Origin of the sequence: Hydrogenophaga taeniospiralis CCUG 15921 (genome assembly GCF_001592305.1) — a bacterium.
Classification (GTDB): Bacteria; Pseudomonadota; Gammaproteobacteria; order Burkholderiales; family Burkholderiaceae_C; genus Hydrogenophaga; species Hydrogenophaga taeniospiralis.
This window is the reverse complement of record NZ_BCWR01000001.1, coordinates 192,078-214,365: the sequence shown is the minus strand read 5'-3', so window position 1 is coordinate 214,365 and position 22,288 is coordinate 192,078. Positions and strand designations below refer to the sequence as shown.

Here is a 22,288-nt window from a genome sequence, read left to right as displayed (position 1 = left end):
AAATTGATGAATTATTGCTGCAACGAGGACTATGCTTGCACCCATGTTGAATGGTTTTGTGCCCCACACCGTGGAACGCGATGGCGTGCAGTTGCAAACGCGCGTGGCCGGCGAGGGGCCTCCCCTGTTGTTGTTGCACGGCCATCCGCAGACCATGGCCATGTGGCACCGGGTCGCGCCCGCGCTGGCTGAGCATTTCACCGTGGTGCTGATGGACCTGCGCGGCTACGGCGATTCCGCCCGCCCCGCGCCCGACGATGCGCACCTGACCCACAGCAAACGCGAGATGGCGCGCGATGCGCTGGCGGTGATGGCGCACCATGGCTTTCAGCGCTTCGATGTGCTGGCGCACGACCGCGGCGCCCGCGTGGCCCACCGGCTCGCGGCCGACCAGCCGCAGGCGGTGCGGCGGCTGATGCTGCTCGACATCGCGCCCACCTTGGCCATGTACGCGCAGACGTCCGAAGCGTTCGCGCGGTCGTACTGGCACTGGTTCTTCCTGATCCAGCCGCCGCCCTTGCCAGAGGGGCTGATCGCCTCCGACCCCGCGCGTTACGTGCGCAGCGTGATGGGCAACCGGCACGCAGGGCTCGCCCCGTTCGATCCCGCCGCACTGGCCGAGTACGAACGCTGCGCGGCGTTGCCCGGCACGGCGGCCTCGATCTGCGAGGACTACCGCGCCAGCGCCAGCATCGACCTTGAGCACGACCGCGCCGATACCGCGGTCGGCCATCGGCTCACGCAGCCCCTGCGCGTGTTGTGGGGCGAACACGGCACGGTGGCGCGTTGTTTCGACGTGCTGGCGCTGTGGCGCGAGCGCGCCACCGATGTGTCGGGTAGCAGTCTGCCCTGCGGTCACTACATCGCGGAAGAGGCGCCAGCGCTGCTGATCGCCGAAGCCCAGTCATTCTTTTCGATGGAAACCCAGGAGAACCCATGAGCAAACACCGCATTGCGGTTATCGCCGGCGACGGCATCGGCCAGGAAGTCATGCCCGAAGGTATTCGTGTGCTGGAGGCTGCGGCCTCGAAGTTCAACATCCCGCTGCAGTTCGACCGCTTCGATTTCTCGAGCTGCGACTATTTCGAAAAGCACGGGAAGATGCTGCCCGACGACTGGAAGGCGCAGATCGATGGCCACGACGCGATCTACTTTGGCGCCGTGGGCTGGCCCGACAAGGTGCCCGACCATGTGTCGCTCTGGGGCTCGCTGTTGCTGTTTCGCCGCGAGTTCGATCAGTACGTCAACGTCCGCCCTGCCAAGCTCATGCCGGGCGTGACCGCACCGGTGGTGCGCCGCGACGGCAGCCCGCGCGAGCCTGGCGAGATCGACATGGTGATCGTGCGCGAGAACACCGAGGGCGAATACTCCAGCATCGGCGGGCGCATGTACCCGGGCACCGAGCGCGAGATCGTGGTGCAGGAGACGGTGATGTCGCGCATCGGTGTGGACCGTGTGCTGCGCTACGCGTTCGAGGTGGCGCGCTCGCGACCCAGGAAGCACCTGACCAGCGCCACCAAAAGCAATGGCATCGCGATCACCATGCCCTACTGGGACGAGCGTGTGGCCGAGATGGCGAAGCAGTACCCGGATGTGAAGGTCGACAAGTTCCACATCGACATCCTCACCGCGCATTTCGTGCAGCGCCCCGACTTCTTCGACGTGGTGGTGGGCAGCAACCTGTTCGGCGACATCCTGTCCGATCTGGGTCCGGCCTGCACCGGCACCATCGGCATCGCGCCCAGTGCCAACCTCAATCCGACGCGCCAGCACCCTTCGCTATTTGAACCGGTGCACGGCTCGGCGCCTGACATCGCCGGCAAAGGGCTCGCCAACCCGATTGGCCAGATCTGGTGCGGCGCGATGATGCTCGACCACCTGGGACATCGCGACGCGCACGACGCGGTGATGCGTGCCATCGAGTCGGTGCTGCAGCCGGGCAGTGGTGCGCCGCGCACACCCGATCTGGGCGGCACCGCCAGCACCGCCGACGTGGGGCTTGCCATAGCGCAGGCCCTCAAGTTCTGACGAAGATCATGGGCGCTGCGACCCGGATGTGCCATATTTCACACGGCCAGTCTCGCCGTTGATCAAAGCGTCTAGAATCTCGCGTTCCGTTCAGGCGGCACCTGCCTCGGTGCCAGTGTGTATTGACAGGGGCCCAGCCCCGTGGGTCTAATCACCTGGCATTGCTTCCGGTCCCGCCGCCTGACAAATACGATCTAGAGCGATCAAGGTTTTTGCCCGCGGACGCCGCACCGTTTCTGGCAAGCAACTTGTCCATACAGATTCTTCCAATCACTTCATGAGGGGCTATTTGTGAACAAAACAGAACTCGTCGAGCACATTGCAAAGCATGCCGATATTTCCAAGGCGGCCGCAACCCGTGCGCTGGACTCCACCATCACCGCGATCCGCACCACGCTGAAAAAAGGTGGCACGGTTTCCTTGGTGGGTTTCGGTTCTTTTGCTGTGACCAAACGTCCCGCGCGCAAGGGTCGCAACCCCCGCACCGGCGCTGAGATTAAAATCAAGGCCGCCAAGGTGCCGAAGTTCCGTCCGGGCAAGGCACTGAAGGATGCGCTGAACTGATGCGCCATCCGGTTTTCCGGTGGGGTGCTTAGCTCAGTCGGTAGAGCGGCGCCCTTACAAGGCGTAGGTCGGCGGTTCGACCCCGTCAGCACCCACCACCATCGAAAAGGCGAACCCGGGTTCGCCTTTTTTGTTGTCGGCTCCGGCACTTGTCTGCCAGGGTCGGCTTCTCGTTTCAGGGTTTCAAGGCATGTTCGATTCCATTCGCAATCACAAGAAGTACCTGATGGGTTTCTTGATGATTTTGATCATCCCTTCCTTTGTGCTGTTCGGCATCCAGGGCTTCACCGACTTCAACAACCGCGGTGAACCGGTGGCCTCGGTGGATGGGCAGGACATCACCAAGATCGAGTGGGATCAGGCACACCAGGCCGAGTCGCAACGCCTGCGCGAGGCCATGCCCACGATCGATGCCAAGCTGCTGGACAGCGATCAGGCGCGCTACGCGACACTGGAGCGCATGGTGCGCGAACGTGTATTGGCAGCGGCGGCGCAGAAGTTCAACCTGTACACCAGCGATCAACGGCTGGCCAACGAGCTGCAGGGCAACGAGATGATCGCCGCGTTGCGCAAGCCCGATGGTTCGCTCGACGTGGAAGCCTACCGCCAGCTCGTGGCTCGCCAGGGCATGACGCCCGAGATGTTCGAAACCCGGGTGCGCACCGACCTCTCGCAACGGCAGGTCGTGCAGGGCATCCAGGGCTCGGGTTTTGCGCCCGATGGGTTGGCCCAGGTGTCTCTCAATGCGTTTTTCGAGCGCCGGGAAGTGCGCGTGGCGCGTTTCGCCGCCAGCGATTTCGCGGCCCGCGTGTCGCCCAGCGACGCCGAGATCGAAACCTTCTACAACGCGAATCCCGCGTTGTTCCAGGCCCCCGAGCAAGCCGATGTGGAGTACCTAGTGCTCGACACCACGGCGTTGCAGCAATCCATCGTGCTGGCCGAAGCCGACGTGCGCGCCTATTACGACCAGAACGCCGCGCGCCTCTCTGGCGGCGAAGAACGCCGCGCCAGCCATATCCTGCTGAGCGTGCCCGCGGGCGCATCGGCGGCCGACAAGGACAAGGTGCGTGAACGCGCGACCGCCTTGTTGACCCAGGTGCGCCAGGCCCCCCAGACCTTTGCAGAGGTGGCGAAAGCCAACTCCCAGGACCCCGGCTCGGCCGCCAACGGGGGCGATCTGGATTTCTTCGGTCGCGGTGCCATGGTCAAGCCCTTCGAGGACGTGGTGTTCTCGCTTGCCAAGGGCGGCATTTCCGATCTGGTGGAAACCGAGTTCGGTTTTCACATCATCCAGCTCACCGACATCAAGGCGCCCAAGGTGCGCAGCTTTGCCGAGATGCGCGCCGAGATCGAAGCCAGCCTGAAGAAAGAGCAAGCACAGAAGCAGTTCGCGGAAACCGCCGAGGCCTTCAGCAACATGGTGTATGAGCAGGCCGACAGCCTGCAGCCTGCCGCGGACCGTTTCAAGCTGACGCTGCGCACCGCCAAGGGACTGACCCGTCAGCCCCGGCCTGATGCAGGTGTGCTGGCCAACGAACGCCTGCTCGGTGCCATTTTTGCCCCGGACTCGATCGAGAAGAAGCGCAACACCGAAGCCGTCGAAATCGCGTCGGGCCAGCTCGCCTCGGCCCGCGTCGTTCAATACACCGCCGCACGGACCCAGCCGCTGGCCGAAGTGCGTGACCGGGTGCGCGCCTTGCTGGTGGCCCAGCGCTCGGCCGAACTGGCCAAGAGCGAAGGCATGAAGCAGCTCGAAGCCTGGAAAGCCGGCGGCGAAGCCACGGGTCTGGCGGCGGCGCTCACGGTGTCGCGCGACAAGGCGCAGGGGCTGACCCAGCCGGTGCTCAATGCCGCGCTCAGCGCCGATCCGCGCGCGCTGCCGGCCTGGGTGGGCGTGGACCTGGGTGATCAGGGCTACGCCGTGGTGAAGGTTGACAAAGTGTTGCCACGCGAGACCCGGGAGGCCCCGGTGCTGGCGCAGGAGGTTCAGCAGTACAGCCAGTGGTGGGCGTCGGCCGAGAGCCAGGCCTACTACGAGGCGCTCAAGGAGCGTTTCAAGGTGCGCATGCTGGTGCCGGAGCCCGTTGCCGCGCCGGCCGCCGCGCGCTGAGTTTGAAATCGGCCGGCTCCGGGCCGGTTGAGCGGGTTCTTCGCGCTATAATGCAAGGCTTGCGGTGGCTGTAGCTCAGTTGGTAGAGTCCAGGATTGTGATTCCTGTTGTCGTGGGTTCGAGCCCCATCAGCCACCCCAAAAAATTCAAGGCGCTACAGCTGCAATGGCTGTAGCGCCTTTTTCATGGTCCTCATTCAGGGCTACATGAACGCGGCATCGGGCACGGGCAGCTCGCGCCGCTGCGCCGCACTTTGGGCCCCCAGGTCGAGCAGCCGCATCACGTCCAGCACCTGGGTCGCGGGCACGGGGTTGGGGGCCAGTCCCCACCATGCATCGCGAATGCCGGCGTAAAAGTCCGGATAGCGCCCCAGCGCCGTGGTCCAGTCTTGTTCCATTGGTGCGGCATTCGGCGGCGCATCGGGCGCCAGCACGGCCAGCCGTCCCACCGCCGGATCGTGCCCCCAGTCCTCCGGGTGAGCGGCGTCGGGCCTTTGCCCGGCCTTGAGCGCATCTTCCTGCGGGTCCAGGCCCCATTTCACCCAACTGCCCCGGGTGCCATGGATCGCAAAACGTGGGCCGGGCAGGGCGGACAGCGCGCTGCCATGCAGATCGGCGCGCAGGCCACTGGCCCAGCGCAGGCGGGCGTGGAACATGTCGGTGGCCTGGGCCCCGTCGCGTGTGGTCACCAGGTCGGCGGCGATCGCCACCGGCCGTCCAAACAGCTGCATGGCCTGGTCGAGCAGATGGGGTCCCAGGTCCATCCACAGGCCCGCCCCCGGCCCGTCCGCGTCGCGCCAGCGCGCCGGGACCACGGGGCGGAAGCGGTCAAAGTGCATCTGGGCATGGACGATGCGGCCCAGTTGGCCGCTTTGGACCAGCGCTTGCGCGGTCAGCATGTCGCCGTCCCAGCGCCGGTTGTGGAACACGCTCAACAGCAAGCGCCGCTCCTGGGCCACCGCGATCAGCCGTTCGGCCTGGGCCGCGTTCAGGGTGAAGGGCTTGTCCACCACCACCGCACGTCCCGCCTGCAACGCGGCCAGGGCCAATGGGTGGTGGCTGTCGTTGGGGGTGGGGATGACCACGAGGTCGATGTCGTCGCGGGCCAGCAGCGCGCCGGCATCCGGTTCGACCGCCATGCCCGGGCCCAGCGCCGCGTGAACGGCGTCGGGCCGGCTGCTGACCACGACCGCCAGGTGAAGCCCGGGTGTGCTCATGATCAGCGGCCCATGAAACACCTGGCTGGAGCCGCCCCAACCGATCAGGCCAACACGAATCGTTTTCTGGGGGACAACTTGTGGGTTCATGGCCCGTTTGTACACGCCTCGCGCCGTCCTGTGCGGCGTGCTCAGTTCACCAGCACCAGCTTGCCCTTCACCGAGCGCGATCCCATGATGGCGTAAGCCTTGGGCAGCTCGCTCATGGGCAGGGTCTGGTCGATCATGGGCTTGACCTGGCCCTTGGCGTACATGCCGGCCAGGGTCTGCATCATCTGGGCGTTGGCTTGCGGCTCGCGTCGCGCAAAGTCGCCCCAGAACACGCCGACGATGCTCGCGCCCTTGAGCAGGGTCAGGTTCAGGGGCAGGCTGGGGATGGGGCCGCTGGCAAAACCCACCACCAGGTAGCGCCCGCGCCAGGCGATGGAGCGGAACGCGGGCTCGGCGAAGTCGCCGCCCACCGGGTCGTAGATCACGTCGGGGCCTTTGCCGTCGGTGAGACGCTTGATCTCGTCGCGCAGGCCCGCCTGGGGCGTGTGCACGCTGTAGTTGATGGTGGCGTCGGCGCCCATCTGGCGGCAGAGTTCGCACTTGTCGTCGGTGGATGCTGCGGCGATCACGCGCGCACCGGCGGCCTTGGCGATCTGGATCGCGGCCGTGCCCACGCCCCCTGCGGCGCCCAGCACCAGCACGGTTTCCCCGGCCTTGAGCGCGGCGCGGTCCATGAGCGCGTGCCACGAGGTGGCGTAGATCATGATGAAGGCCGCTGCGTCCACCGGCGGGAAGCCCGGCGGCAGGGGCATGCACAGCGCTGCCGGCGCGACGGTGTGGGTGCCAAAGCCCCCGGTGCCACTGAGGCAGGCCACGCTTTGGCCCACCTGCAGGTGTTTCACGCCTTCGCCCACCGCGCGCACCACACCGGCGTATTCAGAGCCGGGCACGAAGGGCAGGGCAGGCTTCATCTGGTACTTGTTCTGCACGATGAGGAGATCGGGGAAGTTCAGGCTGGCGGCCTGGATCTCGATCAGCACCTCACCCGCCTTGGGTTCGGGGGTGGGCAGTTCTTTCCAGGTAAGGGCTTCGACGCCCACAGGGTTCTCGCACAGCCAGGCTTGCATGTTGTCTCCTCATAGGACAGGGGGGAAGCGGCTGATGATAGGCATGGCAGGGGGCCGGGCACAGCGGGTAAGTCCGCTTTCTGTCGCTGCGGAGACCGCGGAAAACCACCCGGTGGCAGCCGGTCACGGGCGTGCAATCCCCCTAGAATTGCTTCAATGAAAATCCTCATCTCCAACGACGACGGTTACCAGGCGCCGGGCATTGTCGCGCTCTATGAAGCGCTCAAGGATCTGGCCGAGGTGGAGGTGGTGGCGCCCGAGCACAACAACAGCGCCAAATCGAATGCGCTGACGTTGCATTCACCGCTGTATGTGCACACGGCGGCCAATGGCTTTCGCTACATCAACGGCACGCCCGCCGACTGCGTGCACATCGCCCTGACCGGCCTGCTCGGCTACCGGCCCGATCTGGTGGTGTCGGGCATCAACAACGGCGCCAACATGGGCGACGACACGATCTACTCGGGCACGGTCGGCGCGGCCATGGAGGGCTACCTCTTTGGCATACCCGCGATCGCGTTCTCGCAGACCGAAAAAGGCTGGGCCCACCTGGACACGGCGGCACAGAAGGCTGCCCAGCTGGTGGCCCAACTGCTGCCTTCGGTGGGTGAAGCGGCCCAGCGCGGCGAGCCCTGGCTGCTCAACGTGAACATCCCGAACCGGCCCGCGAACGAGATCCGGGGTTTCAAGGTGGCCCGGCTGGGCCGGCGCCATGCGGCCGAGCAGGTGATTTCTCAGACCAACCCGCGGGGCGACACCATGTACTGGATCGGCGGGGCTGGCCCCGCCAAGGACGACACCGAAGGCACCGACTTCCACGCCGTGGCCCAGGGTTACGCCACCATCACGCCTTTGCAGGTGGACCTGACGGACCACGATCGCTTGCCCTATTGGGCACCGACGGCGGCGCATCTGTCGCAGCCTGTTGAGTCAGCCGGCGTCCCGGACGGTGTTCCGCAGGCCGGGGCGTCGGCATGAAACGCCATCTGCCGGGCCCGGCGCCCTCGGCCAACCCCGCGCCCAAACCCCGTCCTGGTTTTCCGGCGCGGCTGGTGCCGTTGCCAGCCGCAGCGGCGGCGAAGGGGGCCCGACCCGCGGTGGCCGCTCCGGTGGCCAGCGCCCGATCCGCAGCCGCGCCCCGATCACCCGGCCAGCCATCACAGCCGCCCCGCGGCACCGGCATGGACTCCCAGGCCGTGCGTTGGGCCATGGTGCGCAAGCTCGAAGCCCAGGGGGTGAGCCACCCGGCGGTGCTGGCGGCCATGCGCACGGTCGAACGGCACCGGTTCGTGGACTCGGCGCTGGCCAACCAGGCCTATGAAGACACCAGTTTGCCTATTGGCCTGGGGCAGACCATATCCAAACCCAATGTGGTGGCGCGCATGTGCGAGCTGTTGTGCCAGGGGAGCCGCGAAAAGCTCGGGCGGGTGCTGGAAATCGGTACCGGTTGCGGCTACCAGGCCGCCGTGCTCAGCCATCTGGCGCGCGAGGTGTACAGCATCGAGCGGCTGAGGGGCCTGCACGACAAGGCACGTGAAAACCTTCGGGGCATGCGCCTGTCCAATCTGCACCTTTTGTTTGGCGATGGCATGCTCGGGTACCCCAAAGGTGCGCCTTACGCGGCCATCATCGCCGCCGCTGGCGGGAACGACATCCCCGATGCATGGATCGAGCAACTGGCGGTGGGCGGGCGGCTGGTGGCGCCGGCCGTCACCGGATCGGATCGCCAGAATCTGGTGGTGGTCGACAAGACCGCCACCGGCGTTGTGCGCACAGTGCTGGAAGCCGTGCTGTTCGTGCCACTAAAATCGGGCGTCGCATGAAGTTCACCCTGCCATTCGCAGGGTGGAGGTGTTTTTTTATTCGGGTCTGCCCCTCGCGGCAGCACCCTTGCAACAGCTGGGAAATTGCATGAACAAGCGTTTGAAACCGGTGCTGGACCACGGAACACAGGTGGTCCGTCCCGCGTGGCAAGGCGCCGCGGTATTGACGGTGCTGGCGGCACTGCTGGTCACGACGGGTTGCACTACGCGTCGCGTGATGCAGCCCGCACCCGTGGAGGATCGTTCCGACACCACGCGTCCCATGGATGTCAAGACCCTGCCCGGCGCCGAAAATGCCGGCAAACCTGGTTACTTCACCGTCCGGCCAGGCGACACGCTGTACCGCATCGCACTGGAAAGTGGTCAGAGCTGGCGCGACGTCCAGGCCTGGAACAACCTGCCCAACCCGAATGTGCTGGAGGTCGGGCAGGTACTGCGTGTGGCCCCTCCCGTGGGGGCGGCTCCCACGGCGGGCGCCCAGGGAACGGTCGCCACGCCAGGGGTGTCGTCTACCTCACCCGTGGCGCCGTCCGGCGTCGTGCCACGCCCGTTGTCGCCCGCAGGCACGCCAGCCACTGCCACGCCCACGCCCACGCCAGCGCCAGCGCCAGCCACCCCTGCCGCTCCCGAAACGCCGGTGGGCGCCGACGAACTGAGCTTCGTCTGGCCCGCGCAGGGCACGGTCGTGGCCACGTTTGACGAAGCCAAGAACAAGGGCGTGTCGATCGCCGGGCGCATTGGCGACCCGGTGCTGGCCGCCGCCGACGGCCGCGTGGTGTACGCCGGTGCCGGCCTCAGGGGCTATGGCAACCTGATCATCCTCAAGCACAACAACACCTACCTCACCGCCTACGCGCACAACCAGGCCTTGCTGGTGCGCGAAGACCAGGCGGTGCGCCAGGGCCAGAAGATCGCCGAGATGGGTAGCAGTGACACGGACCGCGTCAAGCTGCATTTCGAGGTGCGGCGTCAGGGCAAACCGGTCGATCCGCTCCTCCATCTGCCGAAGAAGTGACCCCCCTGCGCCGCTTCGCGGCTTCCCCCCAGGGGGGCCACACCTTTGGACCGGCGGAGCCGGATCCTCGGTGTGTGCTGTGTTGCGGTCCCGCGCTCCGGTGGCGCCTCGGTAACGCTCCACACACAGCCCCATGAGCTGGCCTGTTCTGGTTTTCGACATCGAGTCCATCCCGGATATTGCCGGTCTGCGTGCCTTGCGCGGTGAATCGGCGGAGACCAGTGACGAACAGGTCTATGCGGCCTGGCTGGCGGAACGCCAGGCAAAGGGCCAGAGCGATTTCATGCCTTTGCACCTGCAGCGCATCCTGGTCATCAGCGTGGTGTTTCGCAATGCTGAGGGCCTGCGCATCCATTCGTTCGTGGACCGCGATGGACAGAGCGAGGGTAAGGTGGTGCAGACCTTTTTCAGCAGCATCGAAAAGCACCAGCCGCAGCTGGTGAGCTGGAACGGCGGCGGGTTCGACCTGCCGGTGTTGCACTACCGCGGTCTGCGCCATGGTGTCGAAGCCAGCAAGTACTGGGACATGGGCGAGGACGACCGCGAGTACAAGTGGAACAACTACATCAGCCGTTACCACATGCGCCACCTGGACCTGATGGACCTGCTGGCGATGTACAGCCCGAAAAACAATGCGCCGCTCGATGCCATGGCCAAGCTCTGCGGCTTCCCCGGCAAGCTCGGCATGGACGGGTCACAGGTGTATGCACAGTACCTCGCCGGGCAGACCGATGACATCCGCCGCTACTGCGAAACCGACGTGATGAACACCTACCTGGTGTATTGCCGTTTCCAGAAGATGCGCGGCGGCCTGACCGAGGCCGAGTACGAGCAGGAAATCGCCTACGTGAAAGAGACGCTGGGCAACCTTGCACCCACCGAGAGCCACTGGGACGAGTACCTCAAAGCCTGGGCTTGAAGCGGTATCGCGTCTCGTGTCCTGAGACAATCGGAGAATGACCGCACCCCTCGCCCACGAAAACAGCCTGCTCACCACCGCGCGCGACGACGCGCCCGCCACCGCCAACGCCTCTCTGCCCGAGGGCTGGCTGGCGGTGGAATCCCTCGACATCGATGCCCAGGGCATTGCCCGCCGCCCGGACGGCAAAGTCGTCTTCATCGAAGGCGCCTTGCCTTTTGAAGTGGTCAGCACCAGTGTGCACCGCAAGAAGAACAACTGGGAAGCGGGTGTCGTCACCGCCATCCACCGCGAATCCTCGCAGCGCGTGCGCCCGGGATGCCCGCACTTCGGCTTGCACGCCGGCGCCTGTGGTGGCTGCAAGATGCAGCACCTGCACGAGGGCGCCCAGGTGGCCATCAAACAGCGCGTGCTGGAAGACAACCTCTGGCACCTGGGCAAGGTCAAGGCGCAGACCATGCTGCGCCCCATCGAAGGCCCGGCCTGGGGCTACCGCTACCGTGCTCGCCTGTCGGTGCGTTTCGTGCACAAGAAGGGCGAGGTGCTGATCGGTTTTCATGAGCGCAAGAGCCGCTATGTGGCGGACATGCAGGTCTGCCCCGTGCTGCCGCCGCACGTGAGCGCGATGATGATGCCGCTGCGTGAGCTGATCTTCGGCATGGATGCGCGCGAGACCTGCCCGCAGATCGAGCTGGCCTGTGGCGACGAGGTCACGGCGTTGGTTCTGCGCCACCTGGAGCCCTTGTCCGAAGACGATGTGTCCCGGCTGCGCGCTTTTGGCGCGCAACACGGCGTGCAGTGGTGGTTGCAGGCCAAGGGTCCCGACACGGTGAAACTGCTGGACGAGGGCGGTCCCCTGTTGTCGTATGCATTGCCCGATTTCGGCATCACCATGCCGTTCAAGCCCACCGATTTCACCCAGGTCAACCCCCACATCAACCGCGTGCTGGTGACCCGTGCGCTGCGCTTGCTGGAGGCACGGAAACACGAGCGCGTGATCGACTGGTTCTGTGGCCTGGGAAATTTCACCCTGCCCATTGCCACCCAGGCGGGCGAGGTGCTGGGCATCGAAGGCAGCGAAACGCTGGTGGCCCGTTCCCGCGACAACCTGGCCGGCAACCAGGCCGGGCGCAGCAAGCCGCTGGCGCCCACCCGCTTCGTGGCGCGCAATCTGTTCGAGATGACGCCGGCCCAGCTGGTGGCCGATGGCGTGGCCGACAAGTGGCTGGTCGACCCCCCACGCGAGGGCGCATTCGCGCTCGCCAAGGCGCTGGCCGACCTGCACCAGCAGCCCGAACTGCGTGGCGGCTGGACGCCCCCGCGACGCATCGTCTACGTGAGTTGCAACCCTGCCACGCTGGCACGCGACGCCGGGCTGATGGTGCACCAGGCCGGCTACCGTTGTCTGGCCGCAGGCGTGGTGAACATGTTCCCGCACACCGCGCACGTGGAGAGCATGGCGGTGTTCGAACTGGACGCCGCCAACCCGTCGGACACGGACACGTCGCCTGCGGGCTGAGAGCCGCTGAGCGTTGCCCGCTCGCTTCAGGAGTTGCGCGAGCGGGGGGCTGCCTTGTTGGACGGGGTCTCGATCTCTTCGATCACTTCCGGTTCGGCGCGCGAGGGGCCGGGCGTGTTCGGCATGCCGACGACCGCGTTGTCGCGCATGTACTGGTCCATGTCCTTCCAGCCGGCAAAGACCGCGGCCTTGCCGGCCTTGGGGTTGCTGGCAAAACACTCTTCGATGCCACGCACCGCGTAGCGGCAGGCGCTGCCGATGGCCCGGGCCTCGGCTTCCTTGCGGGCGTTCACCTGGGTCGCGGTTTCAATGCCCAGCGCGTCGCAGCCGGCCAGCAGGCTGGCCATGATCAGCAGTCCAAGGGTGAGGGCGGTGTGTCGCATGATGGTTCGGGTGGGGTTTGAAGGTTCTTTCGGCGTTTTTTCACCGAACTTGATGCCCGCACCCGGCGCCCGCACCGTGCCTGGCATCGCACAGGCAAAGAAAAAGGATCCGAAGGTCCTTTTCCCTGGGTGAGCCGATCTGCTCAGTCGCGTTCGCCGCCAAAGATCCCCAACAGGGCCAGCAGGCTCTGGAAGATGTTGAACAGGCTCAGGTACAGGCCCAGCGTGGCGCTGATGTAGTTGGTTTCGCCGCCGTCCACGATGCGCTTGAGGTCGTACAGCAGGTACATGCTGAACACCACGATGGCCAGGGTGGCGATGGCGGCCATGCCGGCCGTGCTGCCCACGAAGACGTTGATGATGGCGCCTACCATGATGGCCAGTGCGCCGACAAACAGCCACTTGCCCATGCCGGAGAGGTCGCGCTTGATCACGGTCGAGAGGTTGGCCATGACCAGGAACACGCCGGCCGTGCCGCCGAAAGCCGTCATGATCAGGCTGGAGCCGTTGCTGAAGCCCAGCACGGCGGCGAGCATGCGCGAGAGCATCAGGCCCATGAAGAATGTGAAGGCCAGCAGCACCGGCACGCCGGCGGCCGAGTTCTTGGTCTTTTCGATCGCGAACATGAAGCCGAAGGCACCGCCGAGGAAGACGATCAGGCCCAGGCCGCCGGTCAGGCTGGCGGTGATGCCGGTCTGCACGCCGATCCAGGCTCCCAGCACGGTGGGCAGCATGGACAGCGCGAGCAGCCAGTAGGTGTTGCGCATCACGCGGTTGCGCAGCGCATCGGAGGAAACGGCGGTGCCGAAGCGGCCGCTGGTTTGCGTGTGGTCGGTCATGGTGGTGAGCTCCTTCATCATCTGACTCGTTGGTCTGGTTGTTGGCCCCTTGCAGACAAGGGGCCAACGCGTGTGTTGCATTGTAGGCCGCCGGGATTCGTGGGCTGATGGCCGGGTGATCCCACATCTTTGATAGGGGCACTCGCCACGCCGGGTTCCCATATAAGAGGGTAGAGGCCATCCCGGCCTCCTGGCGCCTGAGCGTTTAAGCTTGGCGCCTGCAATCCTTCATCAGAGACCTTAATCGGGGTAATAGTTCATGAAAACCAAAGCCGTGCTCGAACTCGCCGACGTCAAACTCATTGCGGCGGCGGCCGAGGCCGAAGCGTTGAAAAACAACTGGGCCGTCACTTTCGCCATCGTCGATGACGGCGGCCATCTGCTGTGGCTGCAGCGCCTGGACGGCGCACCCGCCATCTCTTCGCACATTGCACCGGCCAAGGCCCACACAGCGGCGCTGGGGCGGCGTGAGAGCAAGGTTTACGAAGACGTGATCAACCAGGGGCGGGTGTCGTTCCTGAGCGCGCCAGTGGTGGCGGGCATGCTCGAAGGCGGTGTGCCGGTCATGAAGGACGGCCAGTGCATTGGCGCGGTGGGTGTGAGTGGCGTGAAGTCCTCCGAAGACGCGCAGATCGCCCGCGCGGGCATTGCCGCTTTGGGTTTGTAAAGGTCCACCCCTGCCGCGCTGCGCGCGACCCCCTCAAGGGGGCAACGCGATGCGTCCTGGCAGAGCCGGTTCCGCCGCGTTCTGGGTTGGATCGTCGCGCGCCGGAGGGGATTCCTCGGCTGCGCAAATGGGTCAAGCGGGAAAAAAAAGCCTGGCTATCGGAAGCGGTGCTTCCCTGGCTGGCTAAAAACGACGCGCTGGGAAGTTGAAATCCCCGCGTCGCCCCACGATGAAAAAGAGAGGTTCTGTTCAGTGCGCTGTGCGGCCATGCCCCGCGCGTTCATTTGGTCAGGATGAGCTTGCCCTGGCGGGTGGTCTGCAACCGGTAGAGCGCGCCGTTGTGGCTGATGGCGACTGCTTTGTGGCCACGCAGCACATCCTGGCTGGCGAGTACGGGCTGCGCCGCATCGGTCTGGATCGCGGCAAGGTCGGGCACGGCCGAAGACTGCGGGCGGGTCTGGGGGCTGGGTGGGCTGCTCATGGCGTGTTCCTTGGGTGGGTTGGCTGGGGGGCCGGGCTCAGGGGGACGCCGTGGTCGGCTCGGTGATGAAACCGATCTTGCGCATACCGGCGCGCTGGGCTGCGGCCAGGGCCAGGGCCACGCGCTCGTAGCGCACCGCCTTGTCGCCACGGATGTGCAGTTCGGGCTGCGGTTGCTGGGCCGCGGCAACACCCAGACGCCGTTCGAAATCGGCGTCTTCCACGCGCGCATCGTTCCAGTAGTAGAGGCCGTCGGCGTCCACCGAGAGGCGGATGTTCTCTGGCTTGTCCAGCACTTTCTCGTTGCTGGCGCGCGGCAGGTCCACGTTCACCGCGTGTTTGATCACCGGCACGGTGATGATGAAGATGATGAGCAGCACCAGCATGACGTCGATGAACGGGATCATGTTGATCTCGCTGAGCATCTCGTCGCTGTCGTCCTGGGTTCCGATGGCCATGGTGTGCTTTCCGCCTCTCAGGCCTTTTTCATCGGCAGCACCTTGGCGTCGCCGCTGAGGCTGACGCGGGCGCCGGTGACGAAGTAGGCGTGCAGGTCGTGCGCGAAACGGTTGAGCTGGTGCGAAATGCCCTTGTTGCCGCGCACCAGCGCGTTGTAGCCCAGCACGGCGGGAATGGCCACCAGCAGGCCCAGCGCGGTCATGATCAGTGCCTCGCCGATCGGCCCGGCCACCTGGTCGATGCTGACCTGGCCGGCCGCGCCGATGCCCAGCAGCGCGTGGTAGATGCCCCAGACGGTGCCGAACAGTCCCACGAAGGGCGCGGTGGAGGCCACCGAGGCCAGCACCGACAGACCACTCTGCGCACGCGCCTGGTGGTCGTCCACGCTCTTGCGCAGGCAGCGTTCGACCCAGTCGCTCACGTCCAGGCTGTCGTGCAGCTGCGTTCCGGGGCGACCGTCCTTGTGCAGGATGTGGCGCGCCGCCTCACGGCCTTCGAGCGCCACGGCGCGAAACGGGTTGCCCTCGGTAGTGCCGAGCTTGTCCAGGCCTTCGGCGAAGTCTGCGCTGTGCCAGAAGCCTTCCACGCCCTTGGCCTGGGCGCGTTGGGCGCGCTGGTCCAGCGCCTTCCACAGGACGATGATCCAGGTGGCCAGCGACATGGTCAGCAGCACCAGGGCCACGGTGCGGGTGACGGCGTCGCCCTGGGTCCAGACGTGGGCGAGGCCGGTGGAGGTGAGAGAGGTGTCCATGAGCGGGAAGGTCCAGTGAGAGTCGGTGAGGGTGGGACGGTTAATCGAGGCCGAAGCTCATTGGGACGTTGACCCACATGGCTTCGGGCACGCCTGCGCGTTTGCCCGGTACATAACGCCACTTGAGCGCGGCCTTCAGCGCGGCCTGGTCAAGTCGCGCATAGCCGCTGGACTTGAGTATCTCGGCCTTGCTGGCAGTGCCATCCACTTCAATGTAGGCCCGGATCCGGACGGTGCCTTGCTCTCCCAGGCGGTTGGATAGTGCTGGGTATGCTGGCTTAGGGTTATGCAGGTAGGCCGCATCGGACAACGGCAGTTCGATCTTGGGCGGCGGAGGTGGCGCGGGCGGTGCGGGCGGCGCTTCGATCTGGCTCATCGCGGCCGTGAGCGGTTCGGCCGGCGGGGGCGGCTCGGAGGTGCCGGCGGGGGCCTCGGGGGCAGGTGTGGGCTCGGCGATGGCCACGGGTTGAGGGCGCGGCTGGGGTGCCGGGCGCAGTTTCTGCACCGGCTCGGGTCGGGGCTCGGGTTGTGGCGGGGCCGGCGTGGCCTGCGGCTGCGGTGCTTCAATGAACTCGGCCATCACGTTCACCGGGATCACGAGTTCCACCGCGCGCCGAAGCAGGCCGGCCTGCAGGGCCCACAGGCCCAGCACATGAAAGCCGATCACGGCCATCACGATGAACAGGCGACGGTTCATTCGGGGAACGCTGTTCGGGGCCGGCAAGGGCCCTGAAGAAGGGAGCGCAAGGGCTGCGCTGGCGAAACTCATAGTGTAGGCGTGAGGGGTTGCCGAAGGAATGGCGGTATGTCGGATGGCTGCGGTGGGCGGCGGCTCATTTTTGCCGCAGGACCCACCACGCCGCGCCCAGAATCAGCAGCAGGCTGCCGCCCAGGATGGAGATGCTGATGCCCATGATCATCCTTTCCAGAGGGTTGGGTGCGACGGAAGAATTATAAATGCGAATCTGTCGCATTTGCAATTTCTCGGGTGATTTTTCGGTGATTTTTGCATCAACCTGCATCCGACCTGGCCCGTGTCTCCCCGTGGCGCTGGCCACCAGATGCCAGCGCCAGGGAGGCCTGGTCCAGCCGCGCGCAGCCACACAAGGCCATCGCGATCTCCAGCTCGTCGCGCAGCAGGCGGATCACGTGGGCCACGCCCGTGGCACCGGCGTTGGCCAGGCCATGGACCACCGGTCGGCCCACCAGGACGGCGCTGGCGCCCAGGGCGATGGCCTTGAGCACATCGGTGCCGCGGCGGATGCCGCCATCCACCAGCACCGGCACAGCGCCGCCCACCGCCTGCGCCACCGCCGGCAGCAGGGTGGCCGTGGCGGGCATGGTGTCGAGCGTGCGCCCGCCATGGTTGGACACGATCAGGCCGGCCGCGCCAGCGTCCACCGCGAGCCGGGCGTCAGCGGGGTGGGTGATGCCCTTGAGCAGCACCGGCAGCCGGGTGATGGAGCGCAGCCAGGCCACGTCGTCCCACGTCGGGGCGTGGGTCAGCAGGTCGTCGAACAGGGCGCTCTGGCCGGGTTGCAGGGCTGCAGGGGCGGGCTTGCGCAGCCCCTGCAGGTTGACGGCCGAGATGCCGGGCGGCAATGTGAAGCCGGCGCGCCGTTCGCGGTCGCGTGCGCCGTTGACCGGCGCATCCACCGTGAGCACCAGCGCCTCGTAGCCGGCCGCCTCGGCGCGATGCACCAGTTCGCGCGTGAAGCCCCGGTCGACCTGCAGGTAGAGCTGGAACCACAGCGGTCCACGAGCGTTCTCGGCCAGCACGAGACGCGCCACGTCTTCCAGCGGCGTGCTGGCCTGGGTGCTCAGGACCAGCCCCGCGCCCAGCACGGCCGCGGCCAGCGCCGTGGCCACTTCGCCGTGGGGATGGGCCAGCCGCTGGTAGGCTATGGGGGCGACCAGGATCGGATGCGCCAGCGTGCGCCCCAGCAATTCGACCCGTGTGTGTCCACCCGCCAGGGGTTGCAGCACGCGGGGCAGCAGCGCGATGCGCTGCCAGGCCAGTGCGTTGTCGCGCAGCGTGAACCCGTCGGCGGCCCCGCCGTTGAAGTAAGCGTCGGCCTGGGGGGAGAGCACGGTCCGGGCGAATGCCTCATGGTCGGCGAGGTTGACCAGGCCCTCCGGTAGCGTCGTGCGCAGTGGCGGAGCGTGGGGGTCGCCGAGCCTGCCGCCGGGCCGCCCCAAGGCAGGCTCAGCCCTCTCGGGGGGCAACGATCCGCGTAGCGGTGGAGCGTGGGGGCGCTTCCTCATACTTCCGCCCACATGCGCAGCAGGTTGTGGTACGTGCCAGTCAGGGCCGTGGTTTCGGCGGTTTCGCCGTGCTGCTGGCGCAGTGCGAGCAGGCTCATGTCCAGTTCATAAAGCAGGCGACGCTGTTCGTCGCTGCGCACCATGCTCTGCACCCAGAAGAAGCAGGCCACACGCTGTCCGCGCGTGACGGGCGTCACCTGGTGCAGGCTGGTGCCGGGGTAGAGCACGGCGTGGCCCGCGGGCAGCTTCACGCCGCGAGTGCCAAAGGTGTCGGCCACGGTGAGCTCGCCGCCGTCGTAGCTGTCGGGGTCGTTGAGGAACACGGTGCACGACACGTCGGTGCGCACGCGCTCGCCGGTGTCGGCCTTGATGCGGATGCTGTTGTCGACGTGGTTGCCGTAGGTGTTGGCCTCGCCGCCGTAGCGGTTGATGCGCGGCGTGAACACGCGCAGCGGCAACGCGGCGGAAAAGAACAGGGCCGAACGGTCCAGACCACTGAGCACGAGGTGGCGGATGCGCTGCGCCGCGGCGCAGTCGTGCGGCAGTTGCTGGTTGTTCTTCACGGTCCTCGCCTGCGGGCCGGCGCTGTCGCGGCCGTCGGCCCAGGGCGCGTCGGTCAGCAGGGCCTGGATCTCGGCCAGATCGTTCGCGGACAGGATGTCGGGCAGTGTGAGCAGCATCGTGGGTTTCCGTTGGGGTGGTCGGTGTTCACAACATGGCAAAAAGCCGCCCCGCTGTGCAGCAGGGGCGGCCATGCCCGCGAGAGGTCAGGGCGTTCAGAACTTCAGGCTGGCGGTCACCTGCAGCGTGCGGCCCGCGCCAGGGATGTAGTGCCCTGGGTAGAGCTGGTCGGCGTACAGCTTGTCGGTAACGTTGCTGAGGTTGGCCTTGAGCGTGAGGCGGTCGAAGTCGAACTTGTATTCGGCCATCAGGTCGGCGGTGACGTAGGACGGCACGCTCCAGTCCACGCGCGTGGGCTTTTGCTGGCTGCGGAAATTCAGGCCAGCGCCCAGGCGCAGCTTGGGCGTGAGCTGGTAGGTGGTCCACACGGTGCCGCTGTGCTTGGGGGTGAGCGACGGGCGGTCGCCAATACGTTCACCGGCCGCGCCCTGGGTGCAGGCGCCGGTGGCGGGGCAGGGGGCGGCGTTGTCCACCTTGGCCACCGGGATCCACATGTAGGAGCCGAAGACTTCCCACTGGGGCGTGAGGCGGCCGGTGATGTCGGTCTCGAAGCCGGCCACATGGCGGCGTCCGGTCAGCGTGACCACGGGGCGGTCGGGATCGGTATTGCGCTCGTTGAGCTTGGTGGAACGGAACACCGCCAGGCGGGTGGTGAAGCGCTTGTCGGCCGAATCCAGCTTGGCGCCGATCTCCAGGTTGATGCTCTTCTCGGGCGGCGTGTCCACGTTGGATGCGCCCAGCGAGTAGGCATCGCCCGATGTGTTGAAGGAGGTGCCCGCCGAGGCGTGGAATGAGTGCAGGGCCGTGGGCTGGAACAGCACGCCCACGCGCTGGCTCAGCTCGGAGACCTTCATGCGGTAGCGCTCGGCGGTCACTGGGCCGGCGGCGTCGGTAGGCAGGCTGTAGCTGTCGTAGTCGCCGGTCAGGTTGTCATAGCGCAGGCCGCCCACCAGCTTCCAGTGTGGGGTCACCTGCACGGTGTCTTGCACGTAAGCGCCGAAACCTTGTGCCACGTACTCGTTGTTCACCCGCAGCACCCGCGAGGACTCGTCGACCCAGGCGCCATCGTCGGGCGTGCCCACGGTGGTGGTCGGCTTCGTGATCGTGACGCCGCCTTGCGCGGCGGAGCGCGCCGCGTACACCGTGCGCTTCTCGCGCGACACGTCGGCGCCAGCGATCAACTCGTGCTTGAGCCCCAGCCCTTCGAATTGGGTGTTGTAGTCGGTCTGGGCATAGAGGTTTTCCATGTCCTGAATCTTCAGGTGGTTGCCGCGCGTGAGCACGGTGTCGGGGCCGAAGCTGTCCAGGCTGATGGCGCTCGGGCACTGCGGGTTGCTGACCACGCCGGTGGTGGCGTTGGTGTTCATGGTGCACAGGCGGATGGCGCCGGAGCGCTGGTCGCGCTCGAACTTGCCCAGGCGCACCTGGGTCTTGAGCTCGCTGTCGTGGCTGAAGCGGTGGGTGTGGCCCAGGGTCGCGATGGTGCCGCCGCTGTGGCTGTAGTCGCTGGCGGCGCCGTAGTAGGCATCGGGCTTGAGCGGCAGCAGGACGCGGTTGCTCGCGCCGGCGGTGGGGGCGATGTACGGAATGCCGTAGTTGATGCCGTTGTCGTTGTCCAGGTGGTAGAGGCTGGCGAGGAACTCGTCTTTTTCACCGATGCCGTTGCGGTAGGCGATGGCCGCGCCGCGCTTGTCCAGGCTGGCCCCCGCGCCATTGTTGTCGGCCTTGGTGGCCATGGCGTTGAGGCGCAGGGCCGAGCTTTCGCCGGTCTGGATGTTGAAGTCGCCGGTGGCGCGCACGTAGTTGTGGCTGCCCAGGGTCAGGTCGACCTGGTGTTCGTCGATCAGGCGCGGCGCCTTGCTGACCTGGTTGACCGCGCCGCCTGTGGAGCCGCGACCGAACAGCATGGAGGCCGAGCCACGCAGCACTTCCATGCGGTCCAGGTTGAAGGTGTCTCGGTCGTAGATGGCCGGGTCGCGCATGCCGTCGATGAACAGGTCACCGGTGGCCTGCAGCGCGAAGCCGCGCAGGCGGATGTCTTCTTCGCCGCCTTCGGCCGCGAGGAAGGTGATGCCGGCGGTGTTCTTCAGCGCTTCCTTGACGGTGTCGAGGTTGCGGTCGTCGATGAGCTTTTCAGTGACCACCGTGACCGACTGCGGAATGTCGCGCAACTGCTGTTGGCCTTTGCCGATGCGGGTTTCGCTCGCGCGCAGCGCGTCCTTGCCCTCGGGCGCCTCGGCCTTCTCACGCACCACCACGGTGGGCAGCGTGGCCTCGGTGGGGGCCGGCGCGCTCTGGGCCATGGCGTTCATGGAGCCGGCCAGCAGCATCGCGCCCAGGGGCAGCAGGGTCGTGTTCGAGCCCACGGGGCGGGCCGGCGTGTGTACGACGGAGGTGGGGGAAGGCTGGGGGCGGGCGGCGCGGAGGGGTTTTTTCCGTTGGGACATGGTTGCGGTGTCAGTCGAGCAGGTTTTCGGCTGGCTGCAACGCAGGTCGGGCGGCGCTGTGGCTGGCTGGAGTCGGGGAGTTTATTTGCAAATGCAAACTATTCGCAAATAAAGCGTTACACAAGCAAACCATCTGTTGTACGGGTTCAACAAGCCTGGAGGGAACCCGAAGACCTTATGCTGATCCACTCAAAGCCCCGCGCAAACGAAAACCATTTTCATTGTCACGGTCATGCTGCATGGCAACAAAAGCTATGAGGCGCATAGTGACTATCAATTCTTTGAATCAATAGTTGTGCGCTATGATTCAACCCGTCGCGATCAACATATCGCTGCAACCGTTTCTCAACCACCTCAAGGAAAAACCATGTCCCTGATCAACACGCAAGTTCAGCCCTTCAAAGCCCAGGCTTTCCACAACGGCAAGTTCATTGAAGTCTCCGACGAAAGCCTGAAGGGCAAGTGGTCCGTGCTGATCTTCATGCCGGCCGCCTTCACCTTCAACTGCCCGACCGAAGTGGAAGACGCCGCCGACAACTACGCCGAGTTCCAGAAGGCCGGCGCCGAGGTCTACATCGTCACGACCGACACCCACTTCTCGCACAAGGTCTGGCACGAAACCAGCCCCGCCGTGGGCAAGGCCAAGTTCCCGCTGGTGGGCGACCCGACCCACGCCCTGACCAACGCTTTCGGCGTGCACATTCCTGAAGAAGGCCTGGCGCTGCGCGGCACCTTCGTGATCAACCCCGATGGCGTGATCAAGACGATGGAAGTGCACTCCAACGAAATCGCCCGCGACGTCAAGGAAACCCTGCGCAAGCTCAAGGCCGCCCAGTACACCGCCGCCAACCCCGGCCAGGTGTGCCCGGCCAAGTGGAACGAAGGCGCCAAGACGATCGCTCCTTCCCTGGAACTCGTCGGGAAGATCTGACCCACCCCCGCGCCGCGCCTAGCGGCGCGTCACCCCCTCAAGGGGGCAACGCCTGCGGCCCGGCGGAGCCGGT

Annotated in this window: 23 protein-coding genes and 2 tRNA genes; 13 read left to right on the top strand and 12 right to left on the bottom strand. The window is 66.1% G+C overall.

Going from position 1 to position 22,288, the window contains the following annotated elements:
* Positions 1-43 precede the first annotated feature (43 nt).
* From HTA01S_RS01000 to HTA01S_RS00975, 6 genes are all read left to right on the top strand, one after another.
* Positions 44-940, top strand: a complete 897-nt coding sequence (locus HTA01S_RS01000; protein WP_068166528.1) for an alpha/beta fold hydrolase — start codon at positions 44-46, stop codon at positions 938-940.
* On the top strand, positions 937-2,028 hold the full coding sequence (locus HTA01S_RS00995; RefSeq protein ID WP_068166526.1) for a tartrate dehydrogenase: 1,092 nt from the start codon (positions 937-939) through the stop codon (positions 2,026-2,028). Before HTA01S_RS01000 ends, HTA01S_RS00995 begins: the two co-directional genes overlap by 4 nt.
* 291 nt (positions 2,029-2,319) lie before the next feature.
* Positions 2,320-2,592 carry an HU family DNA-binding protein gene (locus HTA01S_RS00990; RefSeq protein WP_066158910.1) on the top strand — a complete coding sequence of 91 codons (273 nt, stop codon included), beginning with the start codon at positions 2,320-2,322 and terminating at the stop codon, positions 2,590-2,592.
* 22 nt (positions 2,593-2,614) lie between these two features.
* Positions 2,615-2,690 (top strand) — tRNA-Val (locus HTA01S_RS00985).
* 92 nt (positions 2,691-2,782) lie between these two features.
* Positions 2,783-4,702, top strand: a complete 1,920-nt coding sequence (locus HTA01S_RS00980; protein WP_068166522.1) for a SurA N-terminal domain-containing protein — start codon at positions 2,783-2,785, stop codon at positions 4,700-4,702.
* A 64-nt stretch (positions 4,703-4,766) separates the two neighbouring features.
* Positions 4,767-4,842: transfer RNA gene (locus HTA01S_RS00975), tRNA-His, on the top strand.
* A 62-nt stretch (positions 4,843-4,904) separates the two neighbouring features.
* Here the strand turns inward: HTA01S_RS00975 and HTA01S_RS00970 are convergent.
* Positions 4,905-6,008 carry an oxidoreductase gene (locus HTA01S_RS00970; protein WP_068166520.1) on the bottom strand — a complete coding sequence of 368 codons (1,104 nt, stop codon included), beginning with the start codon at positions 6,006-6,008 and terminating at the stop codon, positions 4,905-4,907.
* Between the two features lie 41 nt (positions 6,009-6,049).
* A complete protein-coding gene (locus HTA01S_RS00965; protein ID WP_068166518.1) occupies positions 6,050-7,036 on the bottom strand; it encodes an NADPH:quinone oxidoreductase family protein in 987 nt (328 codons plus the stop codon).
* A gap of 156 nt (positions 7,037-7,192) precedes the next feature.
* Here HTA01S_RS00965 and surE point away from each other — a divergent pair, with 156 nt between their 5' ends.
* The 5 genes from surE to rlmD all read left to right on the top strand — a co-directional run bounded on the left by surE (position 7,193) and on the right by rlmD (position 12,312).
* Positions 7,193-8,014, top strand: coding sequence for a 5'/3'-nucleotidase SurE (gene surE, locus HTA01S_RS00960; RefSeq protein WP_068166515.1), 822 nt, complete (start codon positions 7,193-7,195; stop codon positions 8,012-8,014).
* Positions 8,011-8,859, top strand: coding sequence for a protein-L-isoaspartate(D-aspartate) O-methyltransferase (locus tag HTA01S_RS00955; protein ID WP_084235750.1), 849 nt, complete (start codon positions 8,011-8,013; stop codon positions 8,857-8,859). Before surE ends, HTA01S_RS00955 begins: the two co-directional genes overlap by 4 nt.
* 88 nt (positions 8,860-8,947) lie before the next feature.
* Complete coding sequence (locus tag HTA01S_RS00950; RefSeq protein WP_084235749.1) at positions 8,948-9,874, top strand: peptidoglycan DD-metalloendopeptidase family protein; 927 nt, start codon at positions 8,948-8,950, stop codon at positions 9,872-9,874.
* Positions 9,875-10,007: 133 nt separating this feature from the next.
* Complete coding sequence (locus HTA01S_RS00945) at positions 10,008-10,793, top strand: 3'-5' exonuclease (protein ID WP_068166510.1); 786 nt, start codon at positions 10,008-10,010, stop codon at positions 10,791-10,793.
* A 37-nt stretch (positions 10,794-10,830) separates the two neighbouring features.
* Positions 10,831-12,312 (top strand): 23S rRNA (uracil(1939)-C(5))-methyltransferase RlmD, encoded by a 1,482-nt coding sequence (gene rlmD, locus HTA01S_RS00940; protein WP_084235748.1) that lies wholly within the window; start codon positions 10,831-10,833, stop codon positions 12,310-12,312.
* Between the two features lie 26 nt (positions 12,313-12,338).
* Here the strand turns inward: rlmD and HTA01S_RS00935 are convergent, their stop codons facing one another.
* Complete coding sequence (locus tag HTA01S_RS00935) at positions 12,339-12,695, bottom strand: hypothetical protein (RefSeq protein ID WP_068167090.1); 357 nt, start codon at positions 12,693-12,695, stop codon at positions 12,339-12,341.
* A gap of 143 nt (positions 12,696-12,838) precedes the next feature.
* Entirely contained in the window at positions 12,839-13,534 is a 696-nt protein-coding gene (locus HTA01S_RS00930; RefSeq protein WP_174545170.1) for a Bax inhibitor-1/YccA family protein, read from the bottom strand.
* Positions 13,535-13,793: 259 nt separating this feature from the next.
* Here HTA01S_RS00930 and HTA01S_RS00925 point away from each other — a divergent pair, with 259 nt between their 5' ends.
* Positions 13,794-14,201: a GlcG/HbpS family heme-binding protein gene (locus tag HTA01S_RS00925; RefSeq protein WP_068166506.1), complete on the top strand. Its 408-nt coding sequence runs from the start codon at positions 13,794-13,796 to the stop codon at positions 14,199-14,201.
* A gap of 280 nt (positions 14,202-14,481) precedes the next feature.
* On the opposite strand, the gene hemP is transcribed toward HTA01S_RS00925, so the two are convergent.
* From hemP to HTA01S_RS00890, 8 genes are all read right to left on the bottom strand, one after another.
* Positions 14,482-14,682: a hemin uptake protein HemP gene (gene hemP, locus HTA01S_RS00920; protein WP_068166503.1), complete on the bottom strand. Its 201-nt coding sequence runs from the start codon at positions 14,680-14,682 to the stop codon at positions 14,482-14,484.
* Between the two features lie 37 nt (positions 14,683-14,719).
* A complete protein-coding gene (locus HTA01S_RS00915; protein ID WP_068166501.1) occupies positions 14,720-15,139 on the bottom strand; it encodes an ExbD/TolR family protein in 420 nt (139 codons plus the stop codon).
* A 17-nt stretch (positions 15,140-15,156) separates the two neighbouring features.
* Positions 15,157-15,891: a MotA/TolQ/ExbB proton channel family protein gene (locus HTA01S_RS00910; protein ID WP_068166497.1), complete on the bottom strand. Its 735-nt coding sequence runs from the start codon at positions 15,889-15,891 to the stop codon at positions 15,157-15,159.
* Positions 15,892-15,931: 40 nt separating this feature from the next.
* A complete protein-coding gene (locus HTA01S_RS00905; RefSeq protein WP_068166493.1) occupies positions 15,932-16,588 on the bottom strand; it encodes an energy transducer TonB in 657 nt (218 codons plus the stop codon).
* A gap of 136 nt (positions 16,589-16,724) precedes the next feature.
* Positions 16,725-16,913: a hypothetical protein gene (locus tag HTA01S_RS25040; RefSeq protein WP_157571922.1), complete on the bottom strand. Its 189-nt coding sequence runs from the start codon at positions 16,911-16,913 to the stop codon at positions 16,725-16,727.
* Positions 16,903-17,982 (bottom strand): alpha-hydroxy acid oxidase, encoded by a 1,080-nt coding sequence (locus HTA01S_RS00900; protein WP_407656084.1) that lies wholly within the window; start codon positions 17,980-17,982, stop codon positions 16,903-16,905. The genes HTA01S_RS25040 and HTA01S_RS00900 overlap by 11 nt, the downstream gene beginning before the upstream one ends.
* Positions 17,983-18,152: 170 nt before the next feature.
* On the bottom strand, positions 18,153-18,836 hold the full coding sequence (locus tag HTA01S_RS00895; RefSeq protein WP_068166489.1) for a Fe2+-dependent dioxygenase: 684 nt from the start codon (positions 18,834-18,836) through the stop codon (positions 18,153-18,155).
* Positions 18,837-18,932: 96 nt separating this feature from the next.
* Positions 18,933-21,167: a TonB-dependent receptor gene (locus tag HTA01S_RS00890; RefSeq protein WP_245637977.1), complete on the bottom strand. Its 2,235-nt coding sequence runs from the start codon at positions 21,165-21,167 to the stop codon at positions 18,933-18,935.
* 484 nt (positions 21,168-21,651) lie between these two features.
* Here HTA01S_RS00890 and ahpC point away from each other — a divergent pair, with 484 nt between their 5' ends.
* Positions 21,652-22,215 carry an alkyl hydroperoxide reductase subunit C gene (gene ahpC / locus HTA01S_RS00885; protein ID WP_068166484.1) on the top strand — a complete coding sequence of 188 codons (564 nt, stop codon included), beginning with the start codon at positions 21,652-21,654 and terminating at the stop codon, positions 22,213-22,215.
* Positions 22,216-22,288 lie beyond the last annotated feature (73 nt).